The sequence below is a fragment of the Streptomyces sp. NPDC006134 genome, assembly GCF_040628835.1.
In the GTDB taxonomy this organism is placed as follows: Bacteria; Actinomycetota; Actinomycetes; order Streptomycetales; family Streptomycetaceae; genus Streptomyces.
This window is the reverse complement of sequence record NZ_JBEXTV010000009.1, coordinates 59,808-82,867: the sequence shown is the minus strand read 5'-3', so window position 1 is coordinate 82,867 and position 23,060 is coordinate 59,808. Positions and strand designations below refer to the sequence as shown.

Sequence of the window (23,060 nt, the reverse complement as noted above, 5' to 3'; positions counted from 1 at the left end):
GTGAGCCCGATGAGCCAGGCGGCACAGAACCTGAACTGGTTGATCACCAACTTCGTGGACAACACCCCGGGGGTGTCCCACACGGTGGTGGTCTCCGCCGACGGACTCCTTCTGGCGATGTCCGAAGGCTTCCCGCGCGACCGCGCCGACCAGCTCGCGGCCGTCGCCTCCGGTCTGACCTCGCTGACCGCCGGTGCCTCGCGCATCTTCGAGGGCGGCAGCGTGAACCAGACGGTTGTGGAGATGGAGCGAGGATTTCTCTTCATCATGTCCATCTCCGACGGTTCGTCGCTCGCGGTTCTCGCGCACCCGGAGGCGGACATCGGCCTCATTGGGTACGAGATGGCCCTGCTCGTGGACCGCGCCGGCACGGTCCTGACCCCGGATCTCCGTGCGGAGCTCCAAGGAAGCCTTCTCAACTAAAGGACAGACGGTGCGTTTTGGCGTCCCGGGGCCGTAAGGTTTCGGGACGCGGCTCCACAATATGGATGCCAGGCACAGTCGGAGGAGGAGAAAGTGGCAACACCCCCAGGCGGTTCGTCGTCGGGCAACTGGTCGTACGGCCCTGCACAGGGTCCGGTCGACGGTTCCCAGAACCGGTACGGCTTCCCCTCCACCCCGAGCCACGGCCAGCCGTACGCCCCGCCGGTCCCCGGCCCGTCGCCGTACGACCAGCCGCAGGCTCCGCGCATCCAGCCCGTGCAGCCTCCGCGCCGCACCCCTGAGCCGGCGCCCTCCGGGGCGTCGAACAACCCCCTGGTGCGTCCGTACGCCATGACGGGCGGCCGTACCAGGCCGCGGTACCAGCTCGCCATCGAGGCGCTGGTGCACACCACCGCGCAGCCGCACCAGATGCAGGGCCAGCTGCCCGAGCATCAGCGGATCTGCAACCTCTGCCGAGAGATCAAGTCGGTCGCCGAGATCTCGGCGCTGCTGACCATCCCCCTCGGCGTGGCCAGGATCCTCGTCGCCGACTTGGCGGAGGCGGGACTGGTCGCCATCCATCAGCCCGGCGGCGACGAGAACGCCGGCGGCCAGCCAGACGTGACACTGCTCGAAAGGGTGCTCAGTGGACTTCGCAAGCTCTAGCGGCGGTCCTTCCCGCTCCACCACCTCCGCGAAGATCGTGGTGGCGGGCGGCTTCGGCGTGGGCAAGACCACGTTCGTCGGCGCCGTCTCGGAGATCAACCCGCTGCGCACGGAGGCCGTCATGACGTCTGCTTCGGCGGGCATCGACGACCTCACCCACACCGGGGACAAGACGACCACGACGGTCGCCATGGACTTCGGCCGCATCACCCTGGACCAAGACCTGATCCTGTACCTGTTCGGCACGCCCGGCCAGGACCGCTTCTGGTTCATGTGGGACGACCTCGTGCGCGGCGCCATCGGCGCGGTGGTCCTGGTCGACACGAGGAGGCTCGCCGACTGCTTCCCCGCCGTCGACTACTTCGAGAACAGCGGACTGCCCTTCGTCATCGCCCTCAACGGCTTCGACGGCCAGCAGCCGTACACGCCGGACGAGGTCCGCGAGGCCCTGCAGATCGGCCCCGACACCCCGATCATCACCACCGACGCCCGCCACCGCGCGGACGCCAAGAGCGCGCTGATCACGCTCGTGGAGCACGCGCTGATGGCACGGCTGCGGTAGCCCCGCGGCACTGGTTGCGCGACAGCCCCCGGCGGCCACTGGGCCGCCGGGGGCTGTCGTGTGCCGGGTCGCGGGTGTCCGTGTGGTGACGCGCCCCCGAGGGGCGCGTCACCACACGGACACGGAAAAGGGCCCCTCCTGTGCGGAGGGGCCCTTCCGGGGCGGTCAGCGCCAGCTGTGCGGGGCGCGGAAGCCCGGCTCGCGCTCCAGGCGGCGCCAGCCGGCGCGCACGCGGCCGCCGCGGGCCGCCGGGGCGATCTCGGCGGGGCGGGCCGCCGCACGGGCCAGCAGGACGGCCGTGATGGCGGCGACTTCCTCGGGCTCGGCGTGGCCCTTCTCGACACGGATGTCAGGCGTGGACATACGGCATGCTCCTCGGGGTCACTGCGGCGGGTTGCCGTGCTTGCGGGACGGCAGGTCGGCGTGCTTGGTCTGGAGCATGGCCAGGGACCTGACGAGCACCTCGCGGGTCTCGGCGGGGTCGATGACGTCGTCCACCAGGCCGCGCTCGGCCGCGTAGTACGGGTGCATCAGCTCCGACTTGTACTCCTTGACCATCTTCTGGCGCATGGCCTCGGGGTCGTCGGCCTCGGCGATCTGCCGGCGGAAGATGACGTTGGCGGCGCCCTCGGCGCCCATCACGGCGATCTCGTTGGTCGGCCAGGCGTAGGTCAGGTCCGCGCCGATGGACTGGGAGTCCATGACGATGTAGGCGCCGCCGTACGCCTTCCTGAGGATCAGGGAGATGCGCGGCACGGTCGCGTTGCAGTACGCGTACAGCAGCTTGGCGCCGTGGCGGATGATGCCGCCGTGCTCCTGGTCGACACCGGGGAGGAAGCCCGGGACGTCGAGGAAGGTGACGATCGGGATGTTGAAGGCGTCGCACATCTGGACGAAGCGGGCGGCCTTCTCGCTGGCCTCGATGTCCAGGACGCCGGCCAGCACCTGCGGCTGGTTGGCGACGATGCCGACCACCTGGCCGTCCAGGCGGGCCAGGGCGCAGATGATGTTGCGCGCCCAGCGCTCGTGGACCTCCAGGTACTCGCCGTCGTCGACGATCTCCTCGATCACCTTGGCCATGTCGTAGGGCCGGTTGCCGTCGGCCGGGACCAGGTCGAGCAGGACGTCCGAGCGGCGGTCGACGGGGTCGGCGCTCTCCACCCGCGGCGGGTTCTCCCGGTTGTTCTGCGGGAGGAGGGAGAGGAGGTAGCGCACCTCGGCGATGCAGGTCTCCTCGTCGTCGTAGGCGAAGTGGCACACGCCGGAGGTCTCGGCGTGCACGTCGGCGCCGCCCAGGCCGTTCTGGGTGATCTCCTCGCCGGTGACGGCCTTGACGACGTCCGGGCCGGTGATGAACATCTGCGAGGTCTCGCGGACCATGAAGACGAAGTCGGTCAGGGCGGGGCTGTAGGCCGCGCCGCCCGCGCACGGGCCGAGCATCACGCTGATCTGCGGGATGACGCCGGACGCCTTGGTGTTGCGCTGGAAGATGCCGCCGTACCCGGCGAGGGCGGCCACGCCCTCCTGGATGCGGGCGCCGGCGCCGTCGTTCAGCGACACCAGCGGGGCCCCGGCCGCGATGGCCATGTCCATGATCTTGTGGATCTTCGTCGCGTGGGCCTCGCCCAGCGCGCCGCCGAAGATGCGGAAGTCATGGGCGTAGACGAAGACCGTGCGGCCCTCCACCGTGCCCCAGCCGGTGATCACACCGTCGGTGTACGGCTTCTTCGCCTCCAGCCCGAACCCGGTGGCCCGGTGCCGGCGCAGCTGCTCCACCTCCTGGAAGGAGCCCGGGTCCAGGAGCAGCTCGATGCGCTCGCGCGCGGTCAGCTTGCCCTTGGCGTGCTGCGCCTGCGTCGCCCGCTCGCTGGGGCCGGCCAGCGCCCGCGCACGGATCTCGTGCAGTTCGGCCACTCGCCCGCGCGCGTCCGTCGGTTCGCCCGCGCGCGCGTCCTTCGGTTCGCTCGGCGCATCATCCAAAACGGTCATGTAGCGACCATACGAAGCGGAGCGAGGAAAGCGAGCCGTCGACTCCGTACAGTCTCCGACGGGTTTTCCTGGTACCCCTGAACAGAACCTCGACGGCATGCAGCCGTTTCGACTGCTCAGGGGCCCTGCCGCTTGTAGGGGTCTTACAAAGCCGTCAGCTGAGAGTCACCTCACATCCGTGGGTGGCGCATTCCTCCCCCGGAGTGACGCGCAGGCGCAGCCGGCGGCCGGTGGCGAGGATCTCGACCGTCTCGTCGGCCTGCACCACCCCGCGCACGGGACGGTCCCAGACGATCTCCAGCGGCCGTCCGGTGCGCGGCGGCTCGCTCACGCAGAGCGTAGCGGTACGGCCCCGGCGGCGGACCAGCACGCTCGCGCCCGCCGTGGCGGTGAGCGGGCCCGCCGTGCCGGCCCGCCAGAAGTTCGCGGCCGTCACCCCGAGGGAGGGGACGGCGACGGCCTGGCAGGCGGCGTCGTTGGCGAGCACGGAGAGCCGGCCCGGGGCGGCGGCGCGGCGGGCGACCTGGCTGCGGGTGGCGCCGGGCAGGAGGACGTAGGCGTAGCCGGCGCCGTCCGGGTCGGTGCCGTGGTCCAGCCAGAGGGTCTGCCAGCGGCGGGTGCGGCGTTCGGTGGTGGAGGTGGTGTTGATGTCGGACCAGGCGCCGGTGCGGTCCTCGCGCAGGGTGTTCAGTGCGCCGTCGAGGACGATCCAGCCGCCGTGGTGCTCCAGGTGCGCCCAGTGCGGGCCCCGGGTGAAGGGGGCGGTGCCGTTCTCCCCCAGGTTGCGGTTGTCGACGATCGTCTCGACGGGCACGCCGTCGGCGCAGGTGATCCCGGCGCCCAGGCAGACCACCTCGTCGGCGAGGCAGAACCAGGACTTGCGGGCGTCGAGGGTCGAGCCGAGGCCCTTGAGGTGCTGGCCGATCGCCGCGTACTCGCCGTCGGTGGTGCCGCCGACCCAGCGCACGCCGGGCCTGGGCGCGCCCCATTCGCCGCCCGCCCGGTCGGGCAGCCGCTTGGTGGAGACGGTGGTGCCGGGCAGGCGGTACCAGTCGACGGTGGGCCAGAACCAGTCCGTGTACTGGTCCGACCGGTCGCCGGACCCCGCCCACCAGTACGTCATCCCGGCACCGGTGTGCCAGCCGCGCGGGTTCTCGCCGTTGCCGCACTCGTAGTGCGCGATGCGGTCGCTGGCCATGGCGATGCCGACGGTGAAGCCGGGACGGCGGTGCACGGCGCGGTCCATGGCCGGAAAGAGCCGGTGCCCGACGGGCTCGGGCGCGGCCGGGACGGGGGCGGCGGCGACGGCGTGCAGCCGGGCCAGGTCGGCCACGTCGAACTGGCGCGCCGTCAGGACGGGGCTGGTCGTGCTCCGTTCGATCCACCCCTTCACGCGCGCGTGCCAGCGGTCCCGCTCCGCCGGGCTCGCCCCGCCCGCCAGCAGCGCGATCGCCGCGATGACGCCCTGCCCGTGGAAGTGGTCGCCGCGCATGACCCGCCGGTCGTCGCTCCTGAGGTACCCGCGGCTGATGGCGCGCCCGTTGACGCCGTCCATCATCAGCCCGTCGTGGAGGAACGGCGCGAAGGCGTGCTCGACGCTGTCGAGGATGTTCTGCCGGGCGGGGTCCGTGACCTCCCACGCGGACCCGGCGAGGAGGGTGAAGAGCCGTCCGAGGCCGTCGAGCAGGACCTGCCCGTAGGTGCCCGAGTACGCCACCCAGGTGTGCTGGACGAACGAGCCGTCGGCGTACAGGCCGTCGCCCTTCGTGACGTACGGGAAGACCGGCGAGAGCGCGTCCCGGGCCAGGGCGATCTTGGCGGGGTTCCGGCCGAGGATGCCGCGCAGGGCGACCGAGCGGCACAGGTCGACGCGGTTGGCGCCGGTGGACGTGCCCGTGTAGGCGCCGAGCGCGGCGTCGGGGACGAAGTGGTCGACGGCGGCGCAGGCGGCGGCGATCCGGTCCTCGCCGAGGTGGTCGTACAGGGCCGCGGTGATGTCCGTCAGGAGGCGGGGGCTGCCGATCTGCCACTCCCACCAGTTGCCGTAGGGGGTGGTGGCGGGGTGGTAGACGGTGGCGGAGAGGTGGTCCAGGCCGCGCAGGACGTCCGCGAGGAGGGCGGGGTCGCCGGTGGAGCCGGTGCCCTGCTGGACGTACGCCTGGGTCATGGTCCACAGGCGGCCGTAGCTGAAGGTGATGCCGGACGGCGGGTCGAAGGGCCGGCCGGGCCACAGGGAGGCGGGGGCGGGGGCCATGGCGGCCTGGAAGGAGCGGGCGAGGGCGCCGGTCTCGGCGAGGCGGGAGGCGTACGGTTCGGCGGCCGGGTCGTAGCCGGTGCCGAGGGCGATGGTGAGCCAGCGATGGCGGAGGGCGGCGTAGGGGTCGGGGCCGGGGGCGGCGGGGTCCGCCGGGGCGGCGTGGACGGGGAGAGCCGGGGTGAGGGTGGCCGCGAGGGCCGCCGCGAGGAGGACGGTGCGGCGGGTGGGAGCCCGGTGTGCGGCGGCCGGGGCGGGGTGGGGCGGCGGCGGAGGGCCGGGAGGGGGCGGGGTGGAGGGGGAGGCGGGAGAGGTCATGCTCCTGCCGTTTACCACTCGGGCGGCGCCGGGGGAACCGCACCGGCGGCCACCTCTCCAGGGGGAACGGTCAGCCGAAACGGTTCAGCAGGCGGCGGTACACGCTCGGCGCGAGCCCGCGCACCCGGCCCGGAAGGGTGAGCCAGCCGGGCACGTGGACGTCGTCCCGGCCGTGCTCGACGGCGTCCCACACGGCGCCGGCGACCCGGCCGGGCGGGGTGGGGCGCGGCCGGGACCGGCCGTAGGGCGTGCCGCGCCGGTCGAAGAACGGCGTGTCCACCGGGCCCGGCACGACGTGCGTCACCCCCACGCCGGTCCCCCGCAGCTCCTGCCGCAGGGCCTCGGCGAACGCGGCCAGCCCGGCCTTGGTCGCGGAGTACACCGCCTCCTCCCGCACGCCCACCGCCCCGGCGACCGAGCCGACGAGCACGATCCGTCCCCGCCCGGCCTCGACCATGGCGGGCAGCACCTCGCGGACGAGGTGGAGCGTGGCGCCGAGGTTCAGGGTCAGCACCTGGTCGATGACCGGGCGCGGCATGGCGGCGAACGGGCCGGCCCAGCCGATCCCGGCGACCGCCACCAGCAGGTCGATCCGCCCGGCCGCCTCCAGCGCGGCGCGGGCCAGGCGGCGCGGGCCGCCAGGCACGGTGAGGTCGGCGGGCAGCACGACGGCCGAGGTGCCGGCGGCGGTCTCCGCCAGGCGCCCGAGGTCCCGCCCGCTGAGCAGCAGGCGCCAGCCCCCGGCCGCGAACCGGCGGGCGGTGGCGGCGCCGATGCCGGAGGAGGCGCCGGTGACGAGCGCCACCGGCCGGTCGGCGCACAGGCGGGCGGACGGTGCGGGGGCGGCGCTCGCCCCCGTCAGGCGCGCGGCCGGGGCGCGGGTGGCGGCGGGACCGTGGACGGAGGGGGAGCCTGGGTGGGTCACGAGACGGTCTCCCGGGGGTGTGGACGACGTTCCCCGACCGGTTCCCGACCGGTTCCCGACGGGTTCCTGGCTTCCAGGACACAGCCACAGCGGTGCGCGGCGCCAGTCCAGCGGCCATTCGCGGGACCCGCGCCGCGGCGGGGCCACCCGTGAGGGCCGTCGGCGCGGCCGTGCGGTGGGGCCACCCGTGGGGGCCGCGGGTACGGCCAGGCGGCGGGGCCACCCGTGCGGGCCGCCGGTACGGCCCGGCGGCGGGGCCACCCGCGAGGGCCGCCGGTACGGCCCGGCGGCGAGGCCACCCGCGAGAGCCGCCGGTACGGCCCGGCGGTGGAGCCACCCGTCGGAGCCGCGGGTACGGCCAGGCGGCGGTACGGATGGTGCGCCGGGCGCGGGCGCCGGTTACGAAGGGAGTGCCTCCCGCCCCTCCCCTGCCCCTGCCCCCGTCTCCTCCCCGCCCGCTCCCCTCCCCGGTCCGGTTCCCCTCCGCTGCCGGTGCGCTCCGATCCCGTGACGAGGTGACCATGCGTGTGCTGCTCGTCCACCCCAGCGCCCTGATGTACTCCGAGATCTTCCTCCGGCTCGAACCGCTGGGCCTGGAACGGGTGGCGGGCGCCGCCCGCCAGGCCGGGCACGAGGTCCGGGTCGTGGACCTCCAGGTGCTCGGCCGGTCGCACCTGGCGCGCGAGGTGCGGTCGTTCCGCCCCGAGGCCCTCGGCATCTCGCTGAACTACCTGGCGAACGTCCCCGAGGCGATCGATCTGGCCGCGGCGGTGAAGCGGGCCGTCCCCGGCTGCTTCGTCTTCCTCGGCGGGCACAGCGTCTCCTTCGTCGCCGAGGACGTGCTGGAGCAGGCGGCCGGCGCGGTGGACGCGGTGGTGCGGGGCGAGGGCGAGCCGGCGATCGCGCCGCTGCTGGCGGCGGTGCGCGACGGCGGGGTGGACGGCGTGCCGGGGATCGTCACCGCCTCCGGCCGCGGACCCGCGCCGCTGATGCTGCACGGCATCGACTCCCCGCTCCCGGCCCGCGACCTGATGCGCAACCGGCGCCGCTACTTCATCGGCGAGCTCGACCCGTGCGCCTCCGTCGAGTTCACCCGCGGCTGCCCCTGGGACTGCTCGTTCTGCTCCGCCTGGACGTTCTACGGCCGCAGCTACCGCAAGGCCACCCCCGAGGCCGCGGCCGAGGACCTGGCGCGCATCCGCGAACCGAACGTCTTCATCGTCGACGACGTGGCCTTCATCCGGCCCGAGCACGGCGACGCCATCGCCGCCGAGATCGAGCGGCGCGGCATCCGCAAGCGGTACTACCTGGAGACGCGCAGCGACGTCCTGCTGCGCCACCCCGAGGTGTTCGAGCGGTGGGCCCGGCTGGGGCTGCGCTACATGTTCCTGGGGATGGAGGCCCTCGACGCCGAGGGCCTGGACCTGTTCCGCAAGCGGATCAGCCCCGACGAGAACCTGCGGGCCCTGGAGGCCGCCCGCCGGCTGGGCATCCAGGTCGCCGTCAACCTGATCGTCGACCCGGCCTGGGACGAGGAACGCTTCCGGATCGTGCGGGAGTTCGCCCTGTCCGTCCCGGAGATCGTGCACTTCACCGTGATGACGCCGTACCCGGGGACGGAGATCTGGCACACCGAGTCGCGCCGGCTCACCACCCGCGACTACCGCCTCTTCGACATCCAGCACGCCGTGGTGCCCACCACCCTGCCGCTGGAGCGGTTCTACGAGGAGCTGGTCCGCACCCAGGCGGTGATCAACCGCAAGCACCTGGGCCCGCGGACGGCGTACCGCGCGGCGCGCGTCCTCGGCCGCAACCTGCTGCGCGGGCAGACCAACTTCGCCCGCATGCTGTGGAAGTTCCACAGCGTCTACCACCCGCGCCGCCAGCTCGCCGACCACGGCAGGCCCGTCCGCTACGAGCTCCCCCTGCCGCAGCCCGTCGACGTCGGCGACCGGCGCCGCCTGTACGTGCACACCCGGGCGGCCCCGCCGGCCCGGAGCCGCGACGCCGGCGACTGAGCGCGGCCCATGACGGTCGCGGTGCTCGCCTCGCTCGCCGCCGGGGTCTGCTTCGCCGTGGCGGGCGTGCTCCAGCAGCGGGCGGCCGCCGCCCGCCCGGACGAGGAGGCGTTCTCGCCGCGGCTGCTGGGCCGGCTGGCCCGGGACCGGGTGTGGCGGTACGGCATCGCCCTGGCGGTCCTGGCGTACGGCTTCCAGTCGCTGGCCCTGGCGTTCGGGCCGCTCAGCCTGGTGCAGCCGCTGATCGTGACGGAGCTGGTCTTCGCGGTGCCGCTGTCGGCGCGGCTGCACCGCATGCGGCTGGGCCCCCGGGAGTGGTTCGGCACGCTCGCGGTGGCCGCCGGGCTCGCCCTGGCCCTGGCCTCGGCCCGTCCGCACGGCGGCCGGCCGGGTGCGGCGGGGACGCTGTCCTGGCTGGTGGTCGTGGGCGTGACCGTGGCCTTGGTGGGCGCCTCGCTGGTGGTGGCCGGTCTGCTCACCGGGCCGTGGCGGGCGTCGGCGGTGGCGCTGGCGGCCGGGGCGGTCATGGGCACCCAGTCCGTGCTGCTGGAGGCCACCGTCGAGCACCTGAGGCACGGACCGCTCGCGGCGCTGGGCGCCTGGCAGTCGTACGCGCTGGTCGTCGCCAGCGTGGGCGGGCTGCTGCTCATCCAGAGCGCCTTCCAGCAGGGCCCGCTGGCCGCGAGCATGACGGTGATCGACGCGACCGAGCCGGTGGTGGCGGTGGCCGTGGGCACGGCGGTCTTCGGCGAGGTGGTCCACAGCGGCTGGCCGGTCACCGCGGTCACGGGGGCGGGCCTGGCCCTGGTCGTCGCGGGCATCGTGAGCCTGGACTCGTCACCGCTGGTGGCGGCGCTGCACGGAGGGCGGCGCGAGGAAGGGGCGAGCGGTGGGGCCGGGGGGCGGTGACAGGGGCGGCGGCCCGGGTCACATGGGACGTGGCGTGCCGCCGCGGCCGGGCGGCCCGAGCCAGACGGGCAGCAGGTCCTCGGCGAGGACCCGGTCCCAGGAGGGGTGGGTCCGGCGGGCGGTGGCCGCCGCGTGCCGCCGCACGGCGTCGAGCCGCCGCGGCCGGTCGATCAGCGCGCACAGGGCGTCCGCCCAGTCGCGGGGGTCGTCCCGGGGCACGACGACGCCGTCCCGGCCGGGCGCGGCCAGCCACCGGGTGGTCGTGGCGCCCTCGGGCAGGACGACCGCCAGGCCGCTCGCCATCGCCTCGGCGACGACGTTGCCCGCGGTCTCGGTGCGGGAGGGGAAGACGAACAGGTCGCAGCCGGCGTACACGTGGGCCAGCCGCTCCTGCGGGAGCGGCCCGAGCAGGGTGACGTCGGGTCCCAGGCACCGCCGTACCGCGTCGGTCTCCGCTCCCGCGCCCGCCGTCACCAGGTGCGCGCGCCGGCCCCGCTCCCGCAGCAGCCGCACGCTCTCGGCCAGCAGCGGCACCCCCTTGGAGGCGTCGAGGCGTCCGGCGAACAGCAGCAGCGGGCGGTCGGCGGGGACGCCGTAGGCGCGGGCGAGCCGGGCGCGGGCGGCGGGGTCGGGGCGGAAGCGGTCGTGGTCGATGCCGCGGCGCAGCGGGCGCAGCCGGTCCGCGCCCAGGGTCCGGGCCAGTTCGGCACGGGCCGCCGGCGGCACCAGCACCTGCTCGCAGCAGCGCAGCAGCCGGTCGCGCCGGTGGCGCATCCCGCTCTCGGCCCACCGCGCGGCCCGGTCGGCGAGGAGGCCGGCGGGCATCCGGCGGCGGGCGAGGTACCGGGCGTAGACGGCGGCCAGCGCCGGGACGTCGGTGTGCACCGAGCCGACGATCCGGGGCCGCCGGGCCGTGCGGGTGCGCCGGGCGAGCCGGACGGCGGTGGCGGCGTACCCGAAGCTGTGCGTCAGGTGCCACACGTCGTGCCGCGGGAGCAGCGCGGCCAGCCCCGGGTGGTACGGGGTGAGGTCCGTGGCGTCCTCGGCGCCGTCGGCGGAGGTCAGGGCGGCGGTGGACAGCACCGGTTCGAGCGTGACGAGCCGGACGTGCGGGGCGAGCGTCTCGGCCCGCTCCCGGTCGCCGAGGAAGTAGACGGTGAGGTCGAGCCCCGGTCCCCCGGCACCGTGCGGTGCCGTCCCCGGCAGCCGGGCGGCGCTCTCCGCGAACCTCTCCCAGCACTTGACGTGGCCGCCCGCCGTGCCGCTGCGCACCAGCTCGACCAGGACCGCGACCGAGGACATGCCGCATGGGTACCACTTCGTCCGGGTGCGCAACCGGCCGCCACCCCCGGAACGGGTTCCGGGGGCGCCCCCGACCAGACTGTTGAAAGTTAAACGGAATGGGTCTACAGTCGTCCTCGTTGAAGTCGTTGAATCTTCAACCGAATCGGCCGGGCCTCCCGCCCGGGACCCGGCCCCGTCCCCCTTCAGGAGCACCTCATGGGCATCTTCGGCCGCAACAAGACCGCCACCTCCGCGACGGCCACCCCCGCGACGGCCACCCCCACGACCACCGCCGTCAGCCCCGGCCTGGCCGCGCTGACCGGCGACTACACCATCGACCCGGCGCACTCGACGCTCGGTTTCGTCGCCCGGCACGCCATGGTCACCAACGTCAAGGGCAAGTTCCTGGACTTCAGCGGCTCGCTGCACCTGGACGGCGGCGACCCCACCCGGTCCACGGCCTCGATCGACGTCGCGATGGACAGCATCGACACCGGGTCCGCGGACCGGGACGGCCACCTCAAGAGCGCGGACTTCTTCAGGACGGACGAGTTCCCGGCGATGACCTTCCGCTCCACCAAGGCGGAAGCCCTCGGCGGCGACGACTACCGCATCACCGGCGACCTGACGATCCTCGGCACCACCCGGCCGGTCACCATCGACCTGGAGTTCAACGGCGCGGCCCAGGACCCCTTCGGCAACGAGCGCGTCGGCTTCGAGGGCAAGGCGGAGATCCTGCGCTCGGAGTGGGGCCTGACCTGGAACGCGGCGCTGGAGACCGGCGGCGTGCTGGTGTCCGACAAGATCAAGCTCGTCTTCGACGTCTCGGCGATCAGGCAGGCGTGAGGCCCGCCGTCCCCACGGGGACGCCGGAGCCGGTCTCGGCGGCCGGGACGCGGACACGGCGCCCCGGCCGGCCGTCGTTCCGGCGGACCGCGTCGTGCCGGGCGGCCGAGCCCCGTACCGGGCCGCGCCGCCCGGCACTGGCGGTACGGCCGACACCGGCCGTACCGCCAGTGTGCTCGCCGCCGGCCGGAAAATCCGTCGCCCCCGCGGCCGGACCGCGCTAACCTGCCTGCCGTGAACAGCCCCGAAGCGTCCAGACCCCGGCCACCGGCTCTCCGGTGGCTGCTCGCGAGGTCCTGACGCCGGGCTGAGGCGCGCGCTCCCGCACGCCCGAAGCCGCCGAAGACCGTCGGCGCACCCGCTCACCGCCCCCGGACGGCCGTCCGCCGTGCCGTGTTCCCGCCGGGTTCCACGGCTCCTTGGACCTTCACGGATCTTCTACGCCGATTTCGGGGTGCGGAGCCTCTTCATGCCGTTCGCTCTTCTTCTGCTGGGCCTTGCCGTGTTCGCGCAGGGCACGTCCGAGTTCATGCTGTCCGGGCTGGTGCCGGACATCGCCCGGGACCTGGGGGTCTCCGTCCCGGCCGCGGGGGCGCTGACCTCCGCGTTCGCGGTGGGGATGGTGGTCGGGGCCCCGCTGATGGCCGGGCTCGGCCGGCGCTGGTCCCGGCGGGGCGCGCTGCTGGCCTTCCTGGTGACCTTCCTCGCCGTCCACGTCGCCGGTGCCCTCACCGACAGCTTCGGGGTGCTGCTCGCCACGCGCGTGATCGGCGCCCTGGCCAACGCCGGGTTCCTGGCCGTGGCCCTGGTGACCGCCGCCGGCATGGTCGCGCCGGACGCCAAGGGGCGGGCCACGTCCATGCTGCTGGGCGGGGTCACCCTGGCCTGTGTGGCGGGGGTGCCCGCGGGGGCGCTGCTGGGGCAGCTGTGGGGCTGGCGCTCGGCGTTCTGGGCGGTGGCGCTGCTGTCGGTGCCCGCCGTGGTGGCGGTGGCGCGGTCGGTGCCGGGCGGGGCCGCCGACACCGCGCCTGGTCCGCTCCGCGGTGAACTGCGGTCGCTGCGCGCCAGGCGGCTCCAGGTCACGCTGCTCCTGGGAGCCCTGGTGAACGGGGCGACCTTCTGCACGTTCACCTATCTCGCGCCCCTGGTCACCGAGGTCGCCGGGCTGGACGGCCGGTGGGTGCCGGGGGTGCTCGCGCTGTTCGGGGCGGGGTCGTTCGCCGGGGTGTCTCTCGCCGGGCGGTTCGCCGACCGGCGGCCCGGGCCGGTGCTCGCGGTGGGCGGGGCCGCGCTGTGCGCCGGGTGGGGCGTCCTCGCGCTCGGCGCCGGGGAGCCCGGCCCGGCGCTCGGGCTGGTCCTCGTCCAGGGCGCCCTGTCCTTCGGCGTCGGCTCCACGCTGATCGCGCAGGCGCTGTACGCCGCTCCCGGCGCCCCCACGCTGGCCGGCGGCTTCGCCACGGCCGCGTTCAACGTGGGCGCCGCGCTGGGGCCCTGGCTCGGGGGGACGGCGATCGGCGCCGGGTTCGGCTACCGGTCGGCGGTGTGGGTCAGCGCCGGTCTCGTCGCCGCCGCCCTCGCGACGGCGGCCGTGGCCCTGCCCTCGCGCCGGACCGCCGCGCGCTGAGGACGGGGACGGGGGCGAAGAGACCGAGGGTGCCCGGCGGGACGGGGGCACCCGCCGGGCCGTCAGAACCCGCCGCCGAAGTCCCCTCCGCCACCGCCTCCGCCGAAGTCACCGCCGCCGAAGCCGCCCCCGTCGCCGAAGCCGCCGCCATAGTCACCGGGGTCGAAGTCCGCGCCGGAGACGTCGCCGCCCTCGTAGCCGCCGCCGAAGTCGCCGTAGCCGGAGCCGTAGTCGGCGGCGTACGTGGGGGTGGCCATCATGCTGCCGAGCACGGTGCCCATCAGCAGGCCGGGCAGGATGCCGCCGCCGAAGTAACCGCCCGCCCAGGGGCCGTAGGCGGGGCCGGCCTCCCAGTACGGGCGGCGGCCGTAGGCGGTGTCCACCTCGCGGACCATCGGGTCTCGGCCGTCGGCCAGGCGGGCCTGGTCGGCGGCGCAGACCGGGACCTCGCGGGTGGCGCCGCCCGGCGGGGTCCAGGTCACGTCGGCGACCGACGGGCCGTGCCGCGGGTCGAAGAAGCAGGGCGGGCGCCGCTGGGGCAGCGGGCGGCCCTCCCGGCGGGCGGCGAGCTGCGCGAGCGAGAAGCGGCCGTCCTCCAGGGCCTGGGTGACGGCGCGGACGTCCTCGGGCCTCTCGGCGTCGGCCATGAAGGTCTTGGCCTGTTCGTAGGCGTCCAGGGCGCGGGCGTAGTCGGCGCGCATGGCGTCGTCGGCGCCCGCCTCGGCCGGGTGGAAGTCCAGGCGGTCCAGTTCCTCGCCGAAGGCGGTGATGTCCTCGTCCACCACGACCCGCAGCTTCTCCAGGGCGGCCCGCTGCTCCTCCTCGTGGCGGCGCCGGTTGCGCCGCACCAGCGTGTACGCGCCCGCGCCGCCGGCGACGACCACGGCCCCGGCGGTGATCAGCGCGGTGGTGGAGACCCCGCCGCCGGCGCCCTCGTCCCAGCCGCTCGGCGCCGCGCCGCCCATGTTGGCCAGGGCGCGGTCGGTGAAGTCGTCGAGCTGGGTGCGCGCATCCTCGCCCTGCACACTGCCGACGAGGTTGCTCACGGCCGCGCGCGGCAGCACCGCGGAATCGGCGCGGGCGTCGAACCGGTCGCCGAGCCGGACCGCGTACAGGCCGGTGACGCCGGTCGCCGTGCGCAGGTCGGTGAAGAGGTCCTCGGTGGGGTAGCCGGCCGGGAGCACCACCACGAAGAGCGGCTTGTCCGCGTCCTCGATCCTGTCGGCCAGGGCCTGGGCCTCGCCCTCGGACAGCAGCGCGGAGGCGGCCGGATCGACGTACACGGGCCGCTCGCGCAGGGCCTCGGCGATCGCGGAGACACTGGTGACCGTGGGGGCGCGCGGGGCGGCCCCCGCGGACGGGGCGGCCAGGGCGGCCACGGCGGTCAGGACGGCGATCGCCAGCGCGATCAGCAGTCCGGCGGGACCTCGGGTGGCTATCGCGGCCTTCATACCTAGAAACTACCCGAAATTACCCCAAATAGGTCACCCATCGCACAGGAGTCCGGCACCCGGGCGGGCCGCCGCGCACCCGCGGGCGCCGCGCTCCGGCCGGGGAGCGGCGCCTGCGACAGGGGGAGACCTACCGCGCCGGCGTCACCCCGGCCCGCAGCAGCCCGTAGGTGTAGGCGTCCTCCAGGGCCTGCCAGGAGGCGGCGATGACGTTGTCCCCGACACCCACCGTGGACCACTCCCCCCGCCCGTCGGAGGTGGCGATGAGGACCCGGGTCGTGGACTGGGTGCCGTGCCTGCCCTCCAGGATGCGGACCTTGTAGTCGACCAGCTCCAGCCGGGCGAGCTGCGGGTAGATCTTCTCCAGGGCGACGCGCAGGGCCTGGTCGAGGGCGTGGACCGGGCCGTTGCCCTCGGCGGTGGCGACGATGCGCTCGCCCTTGGCCCACAGCTTGACGGTGGCCTCGTTGGCGTGGGTGCCGTCGGGGCGGTCCTCGACGATCGCGCGCCAGGACTCGACCTCGAAGTACTTCAGCCGCCCGCCCTCGGCCTCCGCGCGCAGCAGGAGTTCGAAGCTGGCGTCGGCGGCCTCGTAGGTGTAGCCCTTGAGCTCGCGCTCCTTGACCCGCTCGACGACCCGGCCGACCAGTTCCCGGTCGCCGCCGAGGTCGATGCCGAGCTCCTTGCCCTTCAGCTCGATCGAGGCGCGGCCGGCCATGTCGGAGACCAGCATCCGCATGGCGTTGCCGACCAGTTCGGGGTCGATGTGCTGGTACAGGTCGGGGTCGACCTTGATGGCGGAGGCGTGCAGGCCGGCCTTGTGGGCGAAGGCGGAGACGCCGACGTAGGGCTGGTGGGTGGAGGGGGTGAGGTTCACGACCTCGGCGATGGCGTGCGAGATGCGGGTGGTCTCGCGCAGCCTGCCCTCGGGGAGGACCTTCTTGCCGTACTTCAGCTCCAGCGCCGCCACGACCGGGAAGAGGTTGGCGTTGCCGACGCGCTCGCCGTAGCCGTTGGCCGTGCACTGCACGTGGGTGGCGCCGGCGTCGACCGCGGCGAGGGTGTTGGCGACCGCGCAGCCGGTGTCGTCCTGGGCGTGGATACCGAGGCGGGCGCCGGTGTCGGCGAGGACCGTGGCGACCACGGCGTGGATCTGCGCCGGGAGCATGCCGCCGTTGGTGTCGCAGAGGACGACGACGTCGGCGCCGGCCTCGGAGGCCGTGCGGACGACCGCTTTGGCGTACTCCGGGTCGGCGCGGTAGCCGTCGAAGAAGTGCTCGCAGTCGACGAAGACGCGGCGGCCCTGGGAGCGCAGGTGGGAGACGGTGTCGCGGACCATCTCCAGGTTCTCGTCCAAGGTGGTGCGCAGCGCCAGCTCGACGTGCCGGTCGTGGGACTTGGCGACCAGCGTGATCACCGGGGCGCCGGACTCCAGCAACGCCTTGACCTGCGGGTCCTCGGCCGCGGTGGTGCCGGCGCGGCGGGTGGAGCCGAAGGCGACCAGCTGAGCGTGCCGGAACTCGATCTCCTGCCGGGCACGGGCGAAGAACTCCGTGTCCCGCGGGTTGGCACCGGGCCAGCCGCCCTCGATGAAGCCCACGCCGTAGTCGTCCAGGTGCCGCGCGATGGCCAGCTTGTCCGCGACGGTGAGGTTGATGCCCTCCCGCTGCGCGCCGTCGCGGAGCGTGGTGTCGAAGACGTGGAACGAATCGTCGAGCTCGCTGGGTGCGGTCATGATCTTCAAGGCTCCTGTATGGGATCTCGGTCTACCGGAATGACCGGCTCCACCGTCCCCCTATGATCCCTCGCGCTCCCTTCCCGGCTTGGGGTGGGCCGGGAAAACGAAAAACCTCTCGCGGGTGCGAGAGGTCTGCGCGCGGGTCGAGGACGACGGTGTCCGCCCGTACCTGGTCGTACGTGGCGGTCACTGCGGACCGGCGCGCCTGCTGCCAATAATCATGGCGAACGAGAGCACGGGGGCAGTCTGGCACAGGCGGCCCCCGCGCTCACGCACCGTCTCAGGATGCGAGCACACCCGTGGGTGAGGTGTGCGTCACCGCAGGTGACGGACGAACGCGTCCGAGTCGTCGTTGGTGTCGCCGCCCGGGACCAGGCTCGCGTCCCAGGAGGTGAAGGCGATCCGGCGCGCGCCGTCCGCGATCCCGCCCGGGGCGACCGAGGCCGTGGCCGTGCCGCCGGTGGTGTCGGGGGTGACCAGGGTGGTGGTGCCCTTCTCCAGGTCCCGTACGTAGACGGGCTGCTCCGTGCCCCAGGTGCTGCCCGGCTCGGCCAGCCTGGAGGTGAAGGTGACGTGGCGGCCGTCGGCGCTCACGGCCGGGGAGCGGGTGTGGACGGCGTCGGGTCCGCCCTGGGGGCCGTGGAGGCGCTGGTTGGTGCCGGTGGCGATGGTGTGCACGAACACGTTCCAGCTCTGGTCGGTGTCGTCCGGCACCAGGTGGGGGTCGGCCGACTCGAAGACGACCGTCCGCCCGTCGGCGCTGAGGGACGGCTCCAGGGACTCCCGCTCGGTCGGCGCGCCGTCGTGGGAGCGGTCGATCTGCGTGCGCTCCCCCGTGGCGCGGTCGAGCATCCAGACGTCGCCCCAGTCGTCGCCGCGCGGGCCGTTGGCGTAGCGGTGGCCGTAGACGACCCGGCGGCCGTCGTCGCTCACCGTCGGGCTGTCGGCGTTGCGCGGCTCCCACGTGGGGCGCGGGTGGCTGATCCGCTCGGTGGTGCCCGCGACGCGGTCGCGCAGGTAGACGACGGAGCCGCCCTCCTCCCCGTCGTACGGGCCGCCGGAGGTGAAGACCGCGTAGCGGGCGTTCCCGCTGAGCGAGACGTCGCCGCGCCCGGTGCCGGACGTGGCCGGCACGCCGGCGTCGAGCCGCTCCGTCCGTCCGGTGCGCCGGTCGTGCAGGACGATCTCCCGGGCGTCGGTGGTGTAGGCGACGTACCGGCCGTCGGCGCTGATCGACGGGCCGTGGCCGGCGCCGAGCCGCTCCAGCCGTCCCGTGCGCAGGTCGCGCACGAACACGCCGGCCCCGCCCCCGGGCAGCAGGTCGGCGGCCGTGGAGTCGAAGGCGGCGTACCGGCCGTCGCGACTGATCACCGCCTCGCGCGACGCGCCGTCCCCCGCCCGGCCCTCCGGCGTGACGCTCAGGGGCACGGTGTACGGCGTGTACGGCGCGGGCGCCGGTGCGGCCGAGGCGGTGGGCGGCGCCGCGAGGGCGATCGTCACCCCCGCGACCACCGCGACCGGCACCGCACGCATGGCTCTGAACATGGTTCCCCCTGCTGTCCCCCTGGGCCCCGTGATCCCTGTGATCCCTGTTGATCCCCGTGATCCCTGTTGATCCCCGTGGCCGCTTCTCCCCCGGCCCCGCGCCGAGGTCTCCCTGTAGGCAACCGCACCGCCCCCTACCGGGGCAATCCGCCGATGTGCGTACAACCCGGACCGGTGTTCAGGTGTCCGTGCGGTCCGTGCGGTCCGGGTGCAGGGACTCGTCCAGGAACTCCCGTACGTGGCCGAGGACGTGCGCCCGGTCCGTGCCCCGCAGTCCGATCGCGACGTGGATGGCGAAGCCGTCCAGGAGGGCCCGCAGGCGGGTCGCGAAGCGGTCGGGATCGACGGGGCGGAACTCGCCGCGGGAGACACCCTCGGCGAGCAGGGCGACCAGGTCGCGGTGCCAGGCGCCCTCGATGGCGGCCTGCCGGTCGCGGGCGCCGGATTCGACGGCAGCGCTCTGCGAGCGGTTCCAGACCTCCAGCCACAGCGTCCAGTGCGGGTCGCGGTGGCCGTCGGGGACGTACAGGTCGACGTAGGCGTCCAGGCGCTCCCGGGCGGGTCCGCCGCGGGTGAGCAGCCGGCCGCGCTCGGCGCCGAGGCGGCCCTCGCTCCACTCCAGGGTCCGCAGCAGCAGCTCGTCCTTGGAGCCGAAGTAGTAGAGCAGGTGGCCGCTGCTCATGCCGACCTCGCGGCCGAGCGCCGCCATGGTGAGCTTCTCCAGACCGCGTTCGGCGATCATCTCCATGGCGGCGGCCAGGACCTGCTCGCGCGGTGGCGCGTTCCTGCGCGGCCGTGCCGCACCGGCCATCTGCGGCTCCTAGACCTTCGGCTGCTGCTGGGTGACACAGTGGATGCCTCCACCGCCGGCGAAGATCGTACGCGCGTCGACCAGGGTGACCGTCCGCCCGGGGTAGAGGCGGCGGAAGATGCCGGCCGCGAGTTCGTCGCGCGGGTCGTCGAAGGCGCACAGCACGACGCCGCCGTTGCAGACGTAGTGGTTGATGTAGGAGTAGTCGGCCCAGTGGCCGTCGGCCTCCAGCACGGTCGGCGCCGCGACCTCGACGACCTCCAGGCGGCGCCCGCGGGCGTCGGTGGCGGACCTCAGGATGCCGATGGCCTCCTTCGTCACCTCGTGGTCGGGGTGGGCCGGGTCCGGCTGGTGGTGGGCGACGACGACGCCGGGGCCGGCGAAGGCGGCGACGATGTCGACGTGGCCGAGGGTGCCGTAGCCGTGGGGCGGGTAGTCGGCGGTGAGGCCGCGCGGCAGCCAGATCGCCTTGCTGGTGCCGAGGTGGGCGTGGATCTCCGCCTCGACCTGCTCCCTGGTCCAGCCGGGGTTGCGCTCGGGGCCGAGCTGGACGGTCTCGGTGAGCAGGACGGTGCCCTCGCCGTCGACGTGGATGCCGCCGCCCTCGTTGACCAGCTTCGAGGCGTAGGTGCGGGCGCCCGCGAGGCCGGCGACGTACGCGCCGATCTTGGAGTCGTGGTCCCAGCGGGCCCACTCCTGGGCGCCCCAGCCGTTGAACGTCCAGTCCACGGCGGCCAGCTCCCGCCCGTCGGTGACGAACGTGGGGCCGATGTCGCGCATCCAGGCGTCGTCGAGGTCCCGTTCGACGGTGTCGACGTCCGGGCCGAGCAGTTCCCGCGCCTCGGCGGACTGGCCGGGTCCGCAGACCACGGTGACCGGCTCGAAGCGGCGGATCGCGCGGGCGACCGACGCCCAGGCGGCGCGGGAGGCGGCGAGGTCCTCGGGGTCGTCGAAGGTGGGGTTGGGGCCGGGCCAGGCCATCCAGGTGCGCTCGTGCGGGGCCCACTCGGGGGGCATGCGGAAGCCGTCGGCGGCGGGGGTGGTCATGAGAGTCCTTGGGAGAAGACGGAAAAAACCGTGCGCTCAGAGGAAGTACAGGCGGTTGAGGGAGACCGAGTCGGCCGGTTCGGAGCGGACCGGGTCGCCGTCGAGGGTGACCAGACCGGTGCGCTGGTCGACCTCGACCGATCCGGTACGGGAGTTCAGGCGCAGGTCGGCCGGGCCGATGCCGCGGGTGCCGCGGACGGCGACCCGGCGGCGGCGGGTCGGCATCCGGTCGCCGCCCTGGTCGAGGGCGGCCTGCGCGACGAAGGCGACGGATATGTCGGCGGGGGTCGCGCCGTGCGCGCCGAACTGCGGGCCGAGCACGAGGGGTTCGCAGGTGTCGGTGGCCGCGTTGGGGTCGCCGGTCACGCCGTACGCCGGGAAGCCGGCCTTGAGGACGAGCTGCGGCTTGGCGCCGAAGTACTCCGGGCGCCACAGCACGATGTCGGCGAGCTTGCCGGTCTCGATCGAGCCGACCTCGTGGGACAGGCCGTGGGCGATGGCGGGGTTGATGGTCAGCTTGGCGATGTAGCGCAGGACGCGGGCGTTGTCGTCGCCCTCGCCGTCGCCCTCCATCGGGCCCAGCTCGGCCTTCATCTTCCCGGCCATGGCGAAGGTGCGGCGGACGGTCTCGCCGGCGCGGCCCATGCCCTGCGCGTCGGAGGAGGTGATGCCGATGGCCCCCAGGTCGTGCAGCACGTCCTCGGCGCCCATCGTCCCGGCGCGGATGCGGTCACGGGCCATGGCGGCGTCGCCCGGCAGGTCGGTCTTCAGGTCGTGGACGGAGACGATCATGCCGTAGTGCTCGGCGACCGCGTCCCGGCCGAAGGGCAGGGTGGGGTTGGTGGAGGAGCCGATGACGTTGGGGACGCCCGCCATCTTCAGCACGTTGGGGACGTGCCCGCCGCCGCAGCCCTCGATGTGGAAGGCGTGGATGGTGCGGCCCTCCAGGACGCGCAGGGTGTCCTCCACGGAGAGGCACTCGTTGAGGCCGTCGCTGTGCAGGGCGACCTGGACGTCGTGCTCCTCGGCGACGCGCAGCGCGGTGTCCAGGGCGCGGGTGTGGGCGCCCATGTCCTCGTGCACCTTGAAGCCGCTCGCCCCGCCCTCGGCGAGGGCCTCGATCAGCGGCGCCGGGTCGGAGGAGGAGCCCCGGCCGAGGAAGCCGATGTTGACGGGCCAGGCGTCGAACGCGTTGAACGCGTGCTTCAGCGCCCACGGCGAGTTGACGCCGACGCCCCACACCGGCCCGAACTCCTGGCCGATGACGGTGGTCACGCCGGAGGCGAGCGAGGCCTCCATGATGCGCGGCGACAGCAGGTGGACGTGGGTGTCGACGGCCCCGGCGGTGGCGATCAGGCCCTCGCCGGACACGATGGAGGTGCCCGTGCCGACGACGACGTCGACGCCGTCGAGGGTGTCGGGGTTGCCGGCCCGGCCGATGCCGCAGATCCGGCCCTCGCGGATGCCGATGGACACCTTGCGGATGCCCTGCACGGCGTCGATCACGACGACGTTGCTGATGACGACGTCGCAGGTCTCGCGGACGGCGGCGGCCTTCAGGTGCAGTCCGTCGCGGGCCGTCTTGCCGAAACCGGCGAGGAACTCGTCGCCGTAGCGCTGGGAGTCGGACTCGATCCTGATGGTCAGGCCCGAGTCGCCCAGCCGGACGCGGTCGCCGGCGCGGGGCCCGTGGGTGGCCGCGTACTCGTACGGGGTGAGGCGGCGGGCTTCGGCGGGGTGGCCTCCGGGGCGGCTCATCGTGCGGCCTCCTGGTCAGTGGTGTCCGGTACGCCGAGGTAACCGCAGGCGGCGGCCCGCCGCAGGGCCTCCTCCCTGGCTCCCGGCGCGTCCAGCGGGCCGTCGACGAGACCGGCGAAGCCGATCGCGATGCGGGCGCCGCCGATCGGCACGAGGCCGACCTCCTGGCTCTCGCCCGGCCCGAAGCGCACGGACGATCCGGCGGGGACGGCGAGGCGCATGCCGTAGGCCCGCTCACGGTCGAAGTCGAGCCGCGGGTTGGCCTCGAAGAAGTGGAAGTGCGAGGTGACCGAGACGGGCACGCGCGCGGTGTTGGTGACGGTCAGCCGCACCACGGGCTCGGGGTCGGTGTGCTCGGGTCCCGGCAGCAGCGCGCCGGGAGCCTCGTGGCCCAGCCCGCCCCCGAGGGGGTCGGAGACGACCGCGAGCCGGGAGCCGTCGTCGAAGACGGCCTCGACGTGCACCTCGGTCACCACGTCCGCGACGCCGGGCAGCACGTCGTCCGGTCCGAGCACGGACCGCGCCGCCTCGACGGCCTCGGCGAGCCGCTTCCCGTCGCGGGCGGCCTCGCAGACGGTGTCCGCGATGAGCGCCGTCGCCTCCGGCACGTTCAGCCTCAGGCCGCGGGCCCGGCGGGCGCGGGCCAGTTCGGCGGCACCGAACAGCAGCAGCCGGTCGCGTTCCGTGGGGGTCAGTCTCATGACGCGGGCACCTCCTTGCCTCCCACACGTTAGAGCAACACTCTAACCCTAGGGACCCTCATGCCAAGAGCATCGCAGGTAAGCCGTCACACATCACATTGAGCAACGCTCTAAAAGCTGGGCGGCACGCTGGAAGCGGAAGGCCGGCCCGCCCGCGAAGAACGCGACGGGGCCGCCGCGGACGTCGTGTC

General features: G+C 74.2%; 19 protein-coding genes. 7 read left to right on the top strand and 12 right to left on the bottom strand.

Annotated elements, in window-relative coordinates; translation table 11 throughout:
• The first annotated feature begins 9 nt into the window (after positions 1-9).
• The 3 genes from ABZ340_RS08330 (at position 10) to ABZ340_RS08320 (ending at position 1,651) form a co-directional block, all read left to right on the top strand.
• Complete coding sequence (locus ABZ340_RS08330; protein WP_004983065.1) at positions 10-423, top strand: roadblock/LC7 domain-containing protein; 414 nt, start codon at positions 10-12, stop codon at positions 421-423.
• A gap of 93 nt (positions 424-516) precedes the next feature.
• On the top strand, positions 517-1,089 hold the full coding sequence (locus ABZ340_RS08325) for a DUF742 domain-containing protein (protein ID WP_358780961.1): 573 nt from the start codon (positions 517-519) through the stop codon (positions 1,087-1,089).
• Complete coding sequence (locus ABZ340_RS08320) at positions 1,070-1,651, top strand: ATP/GTP-binding protein (RefSeq protein WP_055515381.1); 582 nt, start codon at positions 1,070-1,072, stop codon at positions 1,649-1,651. Before ABZ340_RS08325 ends, ABZ340_RS08320 begins: the two co-directional genes overlap by 20 nt.
• 165 nt (positions 1,652-1,816) lie before the next feature.
• On the opposite strand, the gene ABZ340_RS08315 is transcribed toward ABZ340_RS08320, so the two are convergent.
• From ABZ340_RS08315 to ABZ340_RS08300, 4 genes are all read right to left on the bottom strand, one after another.
• Positions 1,817-2,014, bottom strand: a complete 198-nt coding sequence (locus tag ABZ340_RS08315) for an acyl-CoA carboxylase subunit epsilon (RefSeq protein WP_358780960.1) — start codon at positions 2,012-2,014, stop codon at positions 1,817-1,819.
• 18 nt (positions 2,015-2,032) lie between these two features.
• Positions 2,033-3,565 (bottom strand): acyl-CoA carboxylase subunit beta, encoded by a 1,533-nt coding sequence (locus ABZ340_RS08310; RefSeq protein ID WP_358781031.1) that lies wholly within the window; start codon positions 3,563-3,565, stop codon positions 2,033-2,035.
• Positions 3,566-3,794: 229 nt separating this feature from the next.
• Positions 3,795-6,212 (bottom strand): polysaccharide lyase 8 family protein, encoded by a 2,418-nt coding sequence (locus ABZ340_RS08305; RefSeq protein WP_358780959.1) that lies wholly within the window; start codon positions 6,210-6,212, stop codon positions 3,795-3,797.
• Positions 6,213-6,282: 70 nt separating this feature from the next.
• Entirely contained in the window at positions 6,283-7,074 is a 792-nt protein-coding gene (locus ABZ340_RS08300; protein ID WP_358781030.1) for an SDR family NAD(P)-dependent oxidoreductase, read from the bottom strand.
• 584 nt (positions 7,075-7,658) lie between these two features.
• On the opposite strand from ABZ340_RS08300, the gene hpnR reads away from it, so the two are divergent.
• Positions 7,659-9,155, top strand: coding sequence for a hopanoid C-3 methylase HpnR (gene hpnR / locus ABZ340_RS08295; RefSeq protein ID WP_358781029.1), 1,497 nt, complete (start codon positions 7,659-7,661; stop codon positions 9,153-9,155).
• Between the two features lie 9 nt (positions 9,156-9,164).
• On the top strand, positions 9,165-10,064 hold the full coding sequence (locus ABZ340_RS08290) for a DMT family transporter (RefSeq protein WP_358780958.1): 900 nt from the start codon (positions 9,165-9,167) through the stop codon (positions 10,062-10,064).
• An 18-nt stretch (positions 10,065-10,082) separates the two neighbouring features.
• On the opposite strand, the gene ABZ340_RS08285 is transcribed toward ABZ340_RS08290, so the two are convergent.
• Complete coding sequence (locus ABZ340_RS08285) at positions 10,083-11,366, bottom strand: glycosyltransferase (protein ID WP_358780957.1); 1,284 nt, start codon at positions 11,364-11,366, stop codon at positions 10,083-10,085.
• Between the two features lie 198 nt (positions 11,367-11,564).
• Here ABZ340_RS08285 and ABZ340_RS08280 point away from each other — a divergent pair, with 198 nt between their 5' ends.
• Positions 11,565-12,194: a YceI family protein gene (locus tag ABZ340_RS08280; protein WP_358780956.1), complete on the top strand. Its 630-nt coding sequence runs from the start codon at positions 11,565-11,567 to the stop codon at positions 12,192-12,194.
• Between the two features lie 469 nt (positions 12,195-12,663).
• Positions 12,664-13,818 carry a Cmx/CmrA family chloramphenicol efflux MFS transporter gene (locus tag ABZ340_RS08275; RefSeq protein ID WP_358780955.1) on the top strand — a complete coding sequence of 385 codons (1,155 nt, stop codon included), beginning with the start codon at positions 12,664-12,666 and terminating at the stop codon, positions 13,816-13,818.
• A 62-nt stretch (positions 13,819-13,880) separates the two neighbouring features.
• Here ABZ340_RS08275 and ABZ340_RS08270 read toward each other — a convergent pair whose 3' ends face one another.
• From ABZ340_RS08270 to ureA, 7 genes are all read right to left on the bottom strand, one after another.
• Positions 13,881-15,269: a hypothetical protein gene (locus ABZ340_RS08270; RefSeq protein ID WP_358780954.1), complete on the bottom strand. Its 1,389-nt coding sequence runs from the start codon at positions 15,267-15,269 to the stop codon at positions 13,881-13,883.
• 130 nt (positions 15,270-15,399) lie between these two features.
• The gene (gene cimA, locus ABZ340_RS08265; RefSeq protein WP_358780953.1) at positions 15,400-17,004 is read right to left on the bottom strand and encodes a citramalate synthase; all 1,605 of its coding nucleotides are present in this window, start codon (positions 17,002-17,004) and stop codon (positions 15,400-15,402) included.
• Between the two features lie 318 nt (positions 17,005-17,322).
• Entirely contained in the window at positions 17,323-18,540 is a 1,218-nt protein-coding gene (locus tag ABZ340_RS08260) for a hypothetical protein (RefSeq protein ID WP_358780952.1), read from the bottom strand.
• 190 nt (positions 18,541-18,730) lie between these two features.
• Positions 18,731-19,363: a TetR/AcrR family transcriptional regulator gene (locus ABZ340_RS08255; protein ID WP_358780951.1), complete on the bottom strand. Its 633-nt coding sequence runs from the start codon at positions 19,361-19,363 to the stop codon at positions 18,731-18,733.
• Positions 19,364-19,372: 9 nt separating this feature from the next.
• Positions 19,373-20,410, bottom strand: a complete 1,038-nt coding sequence (locus ABZ340_RS08250) for an agmatine deiminase family protein (protein WP_358780950.1) — start codon at positions 20,408-20,410, stop codon at positions 19,373-19,375.
• A gap of 36 nt (positions 20,411-20,446) precedes the next feature.
• Positions 20,447-22,168, bottom strand: coding sequence for an urease subunit alpha (locus ABZ340_RS08245; RefSeq protein ID WP_358780949.1), 1,722 nt, complete (start codon positions 22,166-22,168; stop codon positions 20,447-20,449).
• Entirely contained in the window at positions 22,165-22,869 is a 705-nt protein-coding gene (gene ureA / locus ABZ340_RS08240) for an urease subunit gamma (RefSeq protein WP_358780948.1), read from the bottom strand. Before ureA ends, ABZ340_RS08245 begins: the two co-directional genes overlap by 4 nt.
• Positions 22,870-23,060: the final 191 nt, after the last annotated feature.

Excerpts from the sequence above, each read along its gene's own strand:
- ABZ340_RS08330 (WP_004983065.1), top strand. The coding sequence starts at position 10 with ATGAGCCAGGCGGCACAGAACCTGAACTGGTTGATCACCAACTTCGTG.
- ABZ340_RS08315 (WP_358780960.1), bottom strand. The coding sequence starts at position 2,014 with ATGTCCACGCCTGACATCCGTGTCGAGAAGGGCCACGCCGAGCCCGAG.
- ABZ340_RS08305 (WP_358780959.1), bottom strand. The coding sequence starts at position 6,212 with ATGACCTCTCCCGCCTCCCCCTCCACCCCGCCCCCTCCCGGCCCTCCG.
- hpnR (WP_358781029.1), top strand. The coding sequence starts at position 7,659 with ATGCGTGTGCTGCTCGTCCACCCCAGCGCCCTGATGTACTCCGAGATC.
- ABZ340_RS08290 (WP_358780958.1), top strand. The coding sequence starts at position 9,165 with ATGACGGTCGCGGTGCTCGCCTCGCTCGCCGCCGGGGTCTGCTTCGCC.
- ABZ340_RS08285 (WP_358780957.1), bottom strand. The coding sequence starts at position 11,366 with ATGTCCTCGGTCGCGGTCCTGGTCGAGCTGGTGCGCAGCGGCACGGCG.
- ABZ340_RS08280 (WP_358780956.1), top strand. The coding sequence starts at position 11,565 with ATGGGCATCTTCGGCCGCAACAAGACCGCCACCTCCGCGACGGCCACC.
- ABZ340_RS08275 (WP_358780955.1), top strand. The coding sequence starts at position 12,664 with ATGCCGTTCGCTCTTCTTCTGCTGGGCCTTGCCGTGTTCGCGCAGGGC.
- ABZ340_RS08270 (WP_358780954.1), bottom strand. The coding sequence starts at position 15,269 with ATGAAGGCCGCGATAGCCACCCGAGGTCCCGCCGGACTGCTGATCGCG.
- cimA (WP_358780953.1), bottom strand. The coding sequence starts at position 17,004 with ATGACCGCACCCAGCGAGCTCGACGATTCGTTCCACGTCTTCGACACC.
- ABZ340_RS08260 (WP_358780952.1), bottom strand. The coding sequence starts at position 18,540 with ATGCGTGCGGTGCCGGTCGCGGTGGTCGCGGGGGTGACGATCGCCCTC.
- ABZ340_RS08255 (WP_358780951.1), bottom strand. The coding sequence starts at position 19,363 with ATGGCCGGTGCGGCACGGCCGCGCAGGAACGCGCCACCGCGCGAGCAG.
- ABZ340_RS08250 (WP_358780950.1), bottom strand. The coding sequence starts at position 20,410 with ATGACCACCCCCGCCGCCGACGGCTTCCGCATGCCCCCCGAGTGGGCC.
- ABZ340_RS08245 (WP_358780949.1), bottom strand. The coding sequence starts at position 22,168 with ATGAGCCGCCCCGGAGGCCACCCCGCCGAAGCCCGCCGCCTCACCCCG.
- ureA (WP_358780948.1), bottom strand. The coding sequence starts at position 22,869 with ATGAGACTGACCCCCACGGAACGCGACCGGCTGCTGCTGTTCGGTGCC.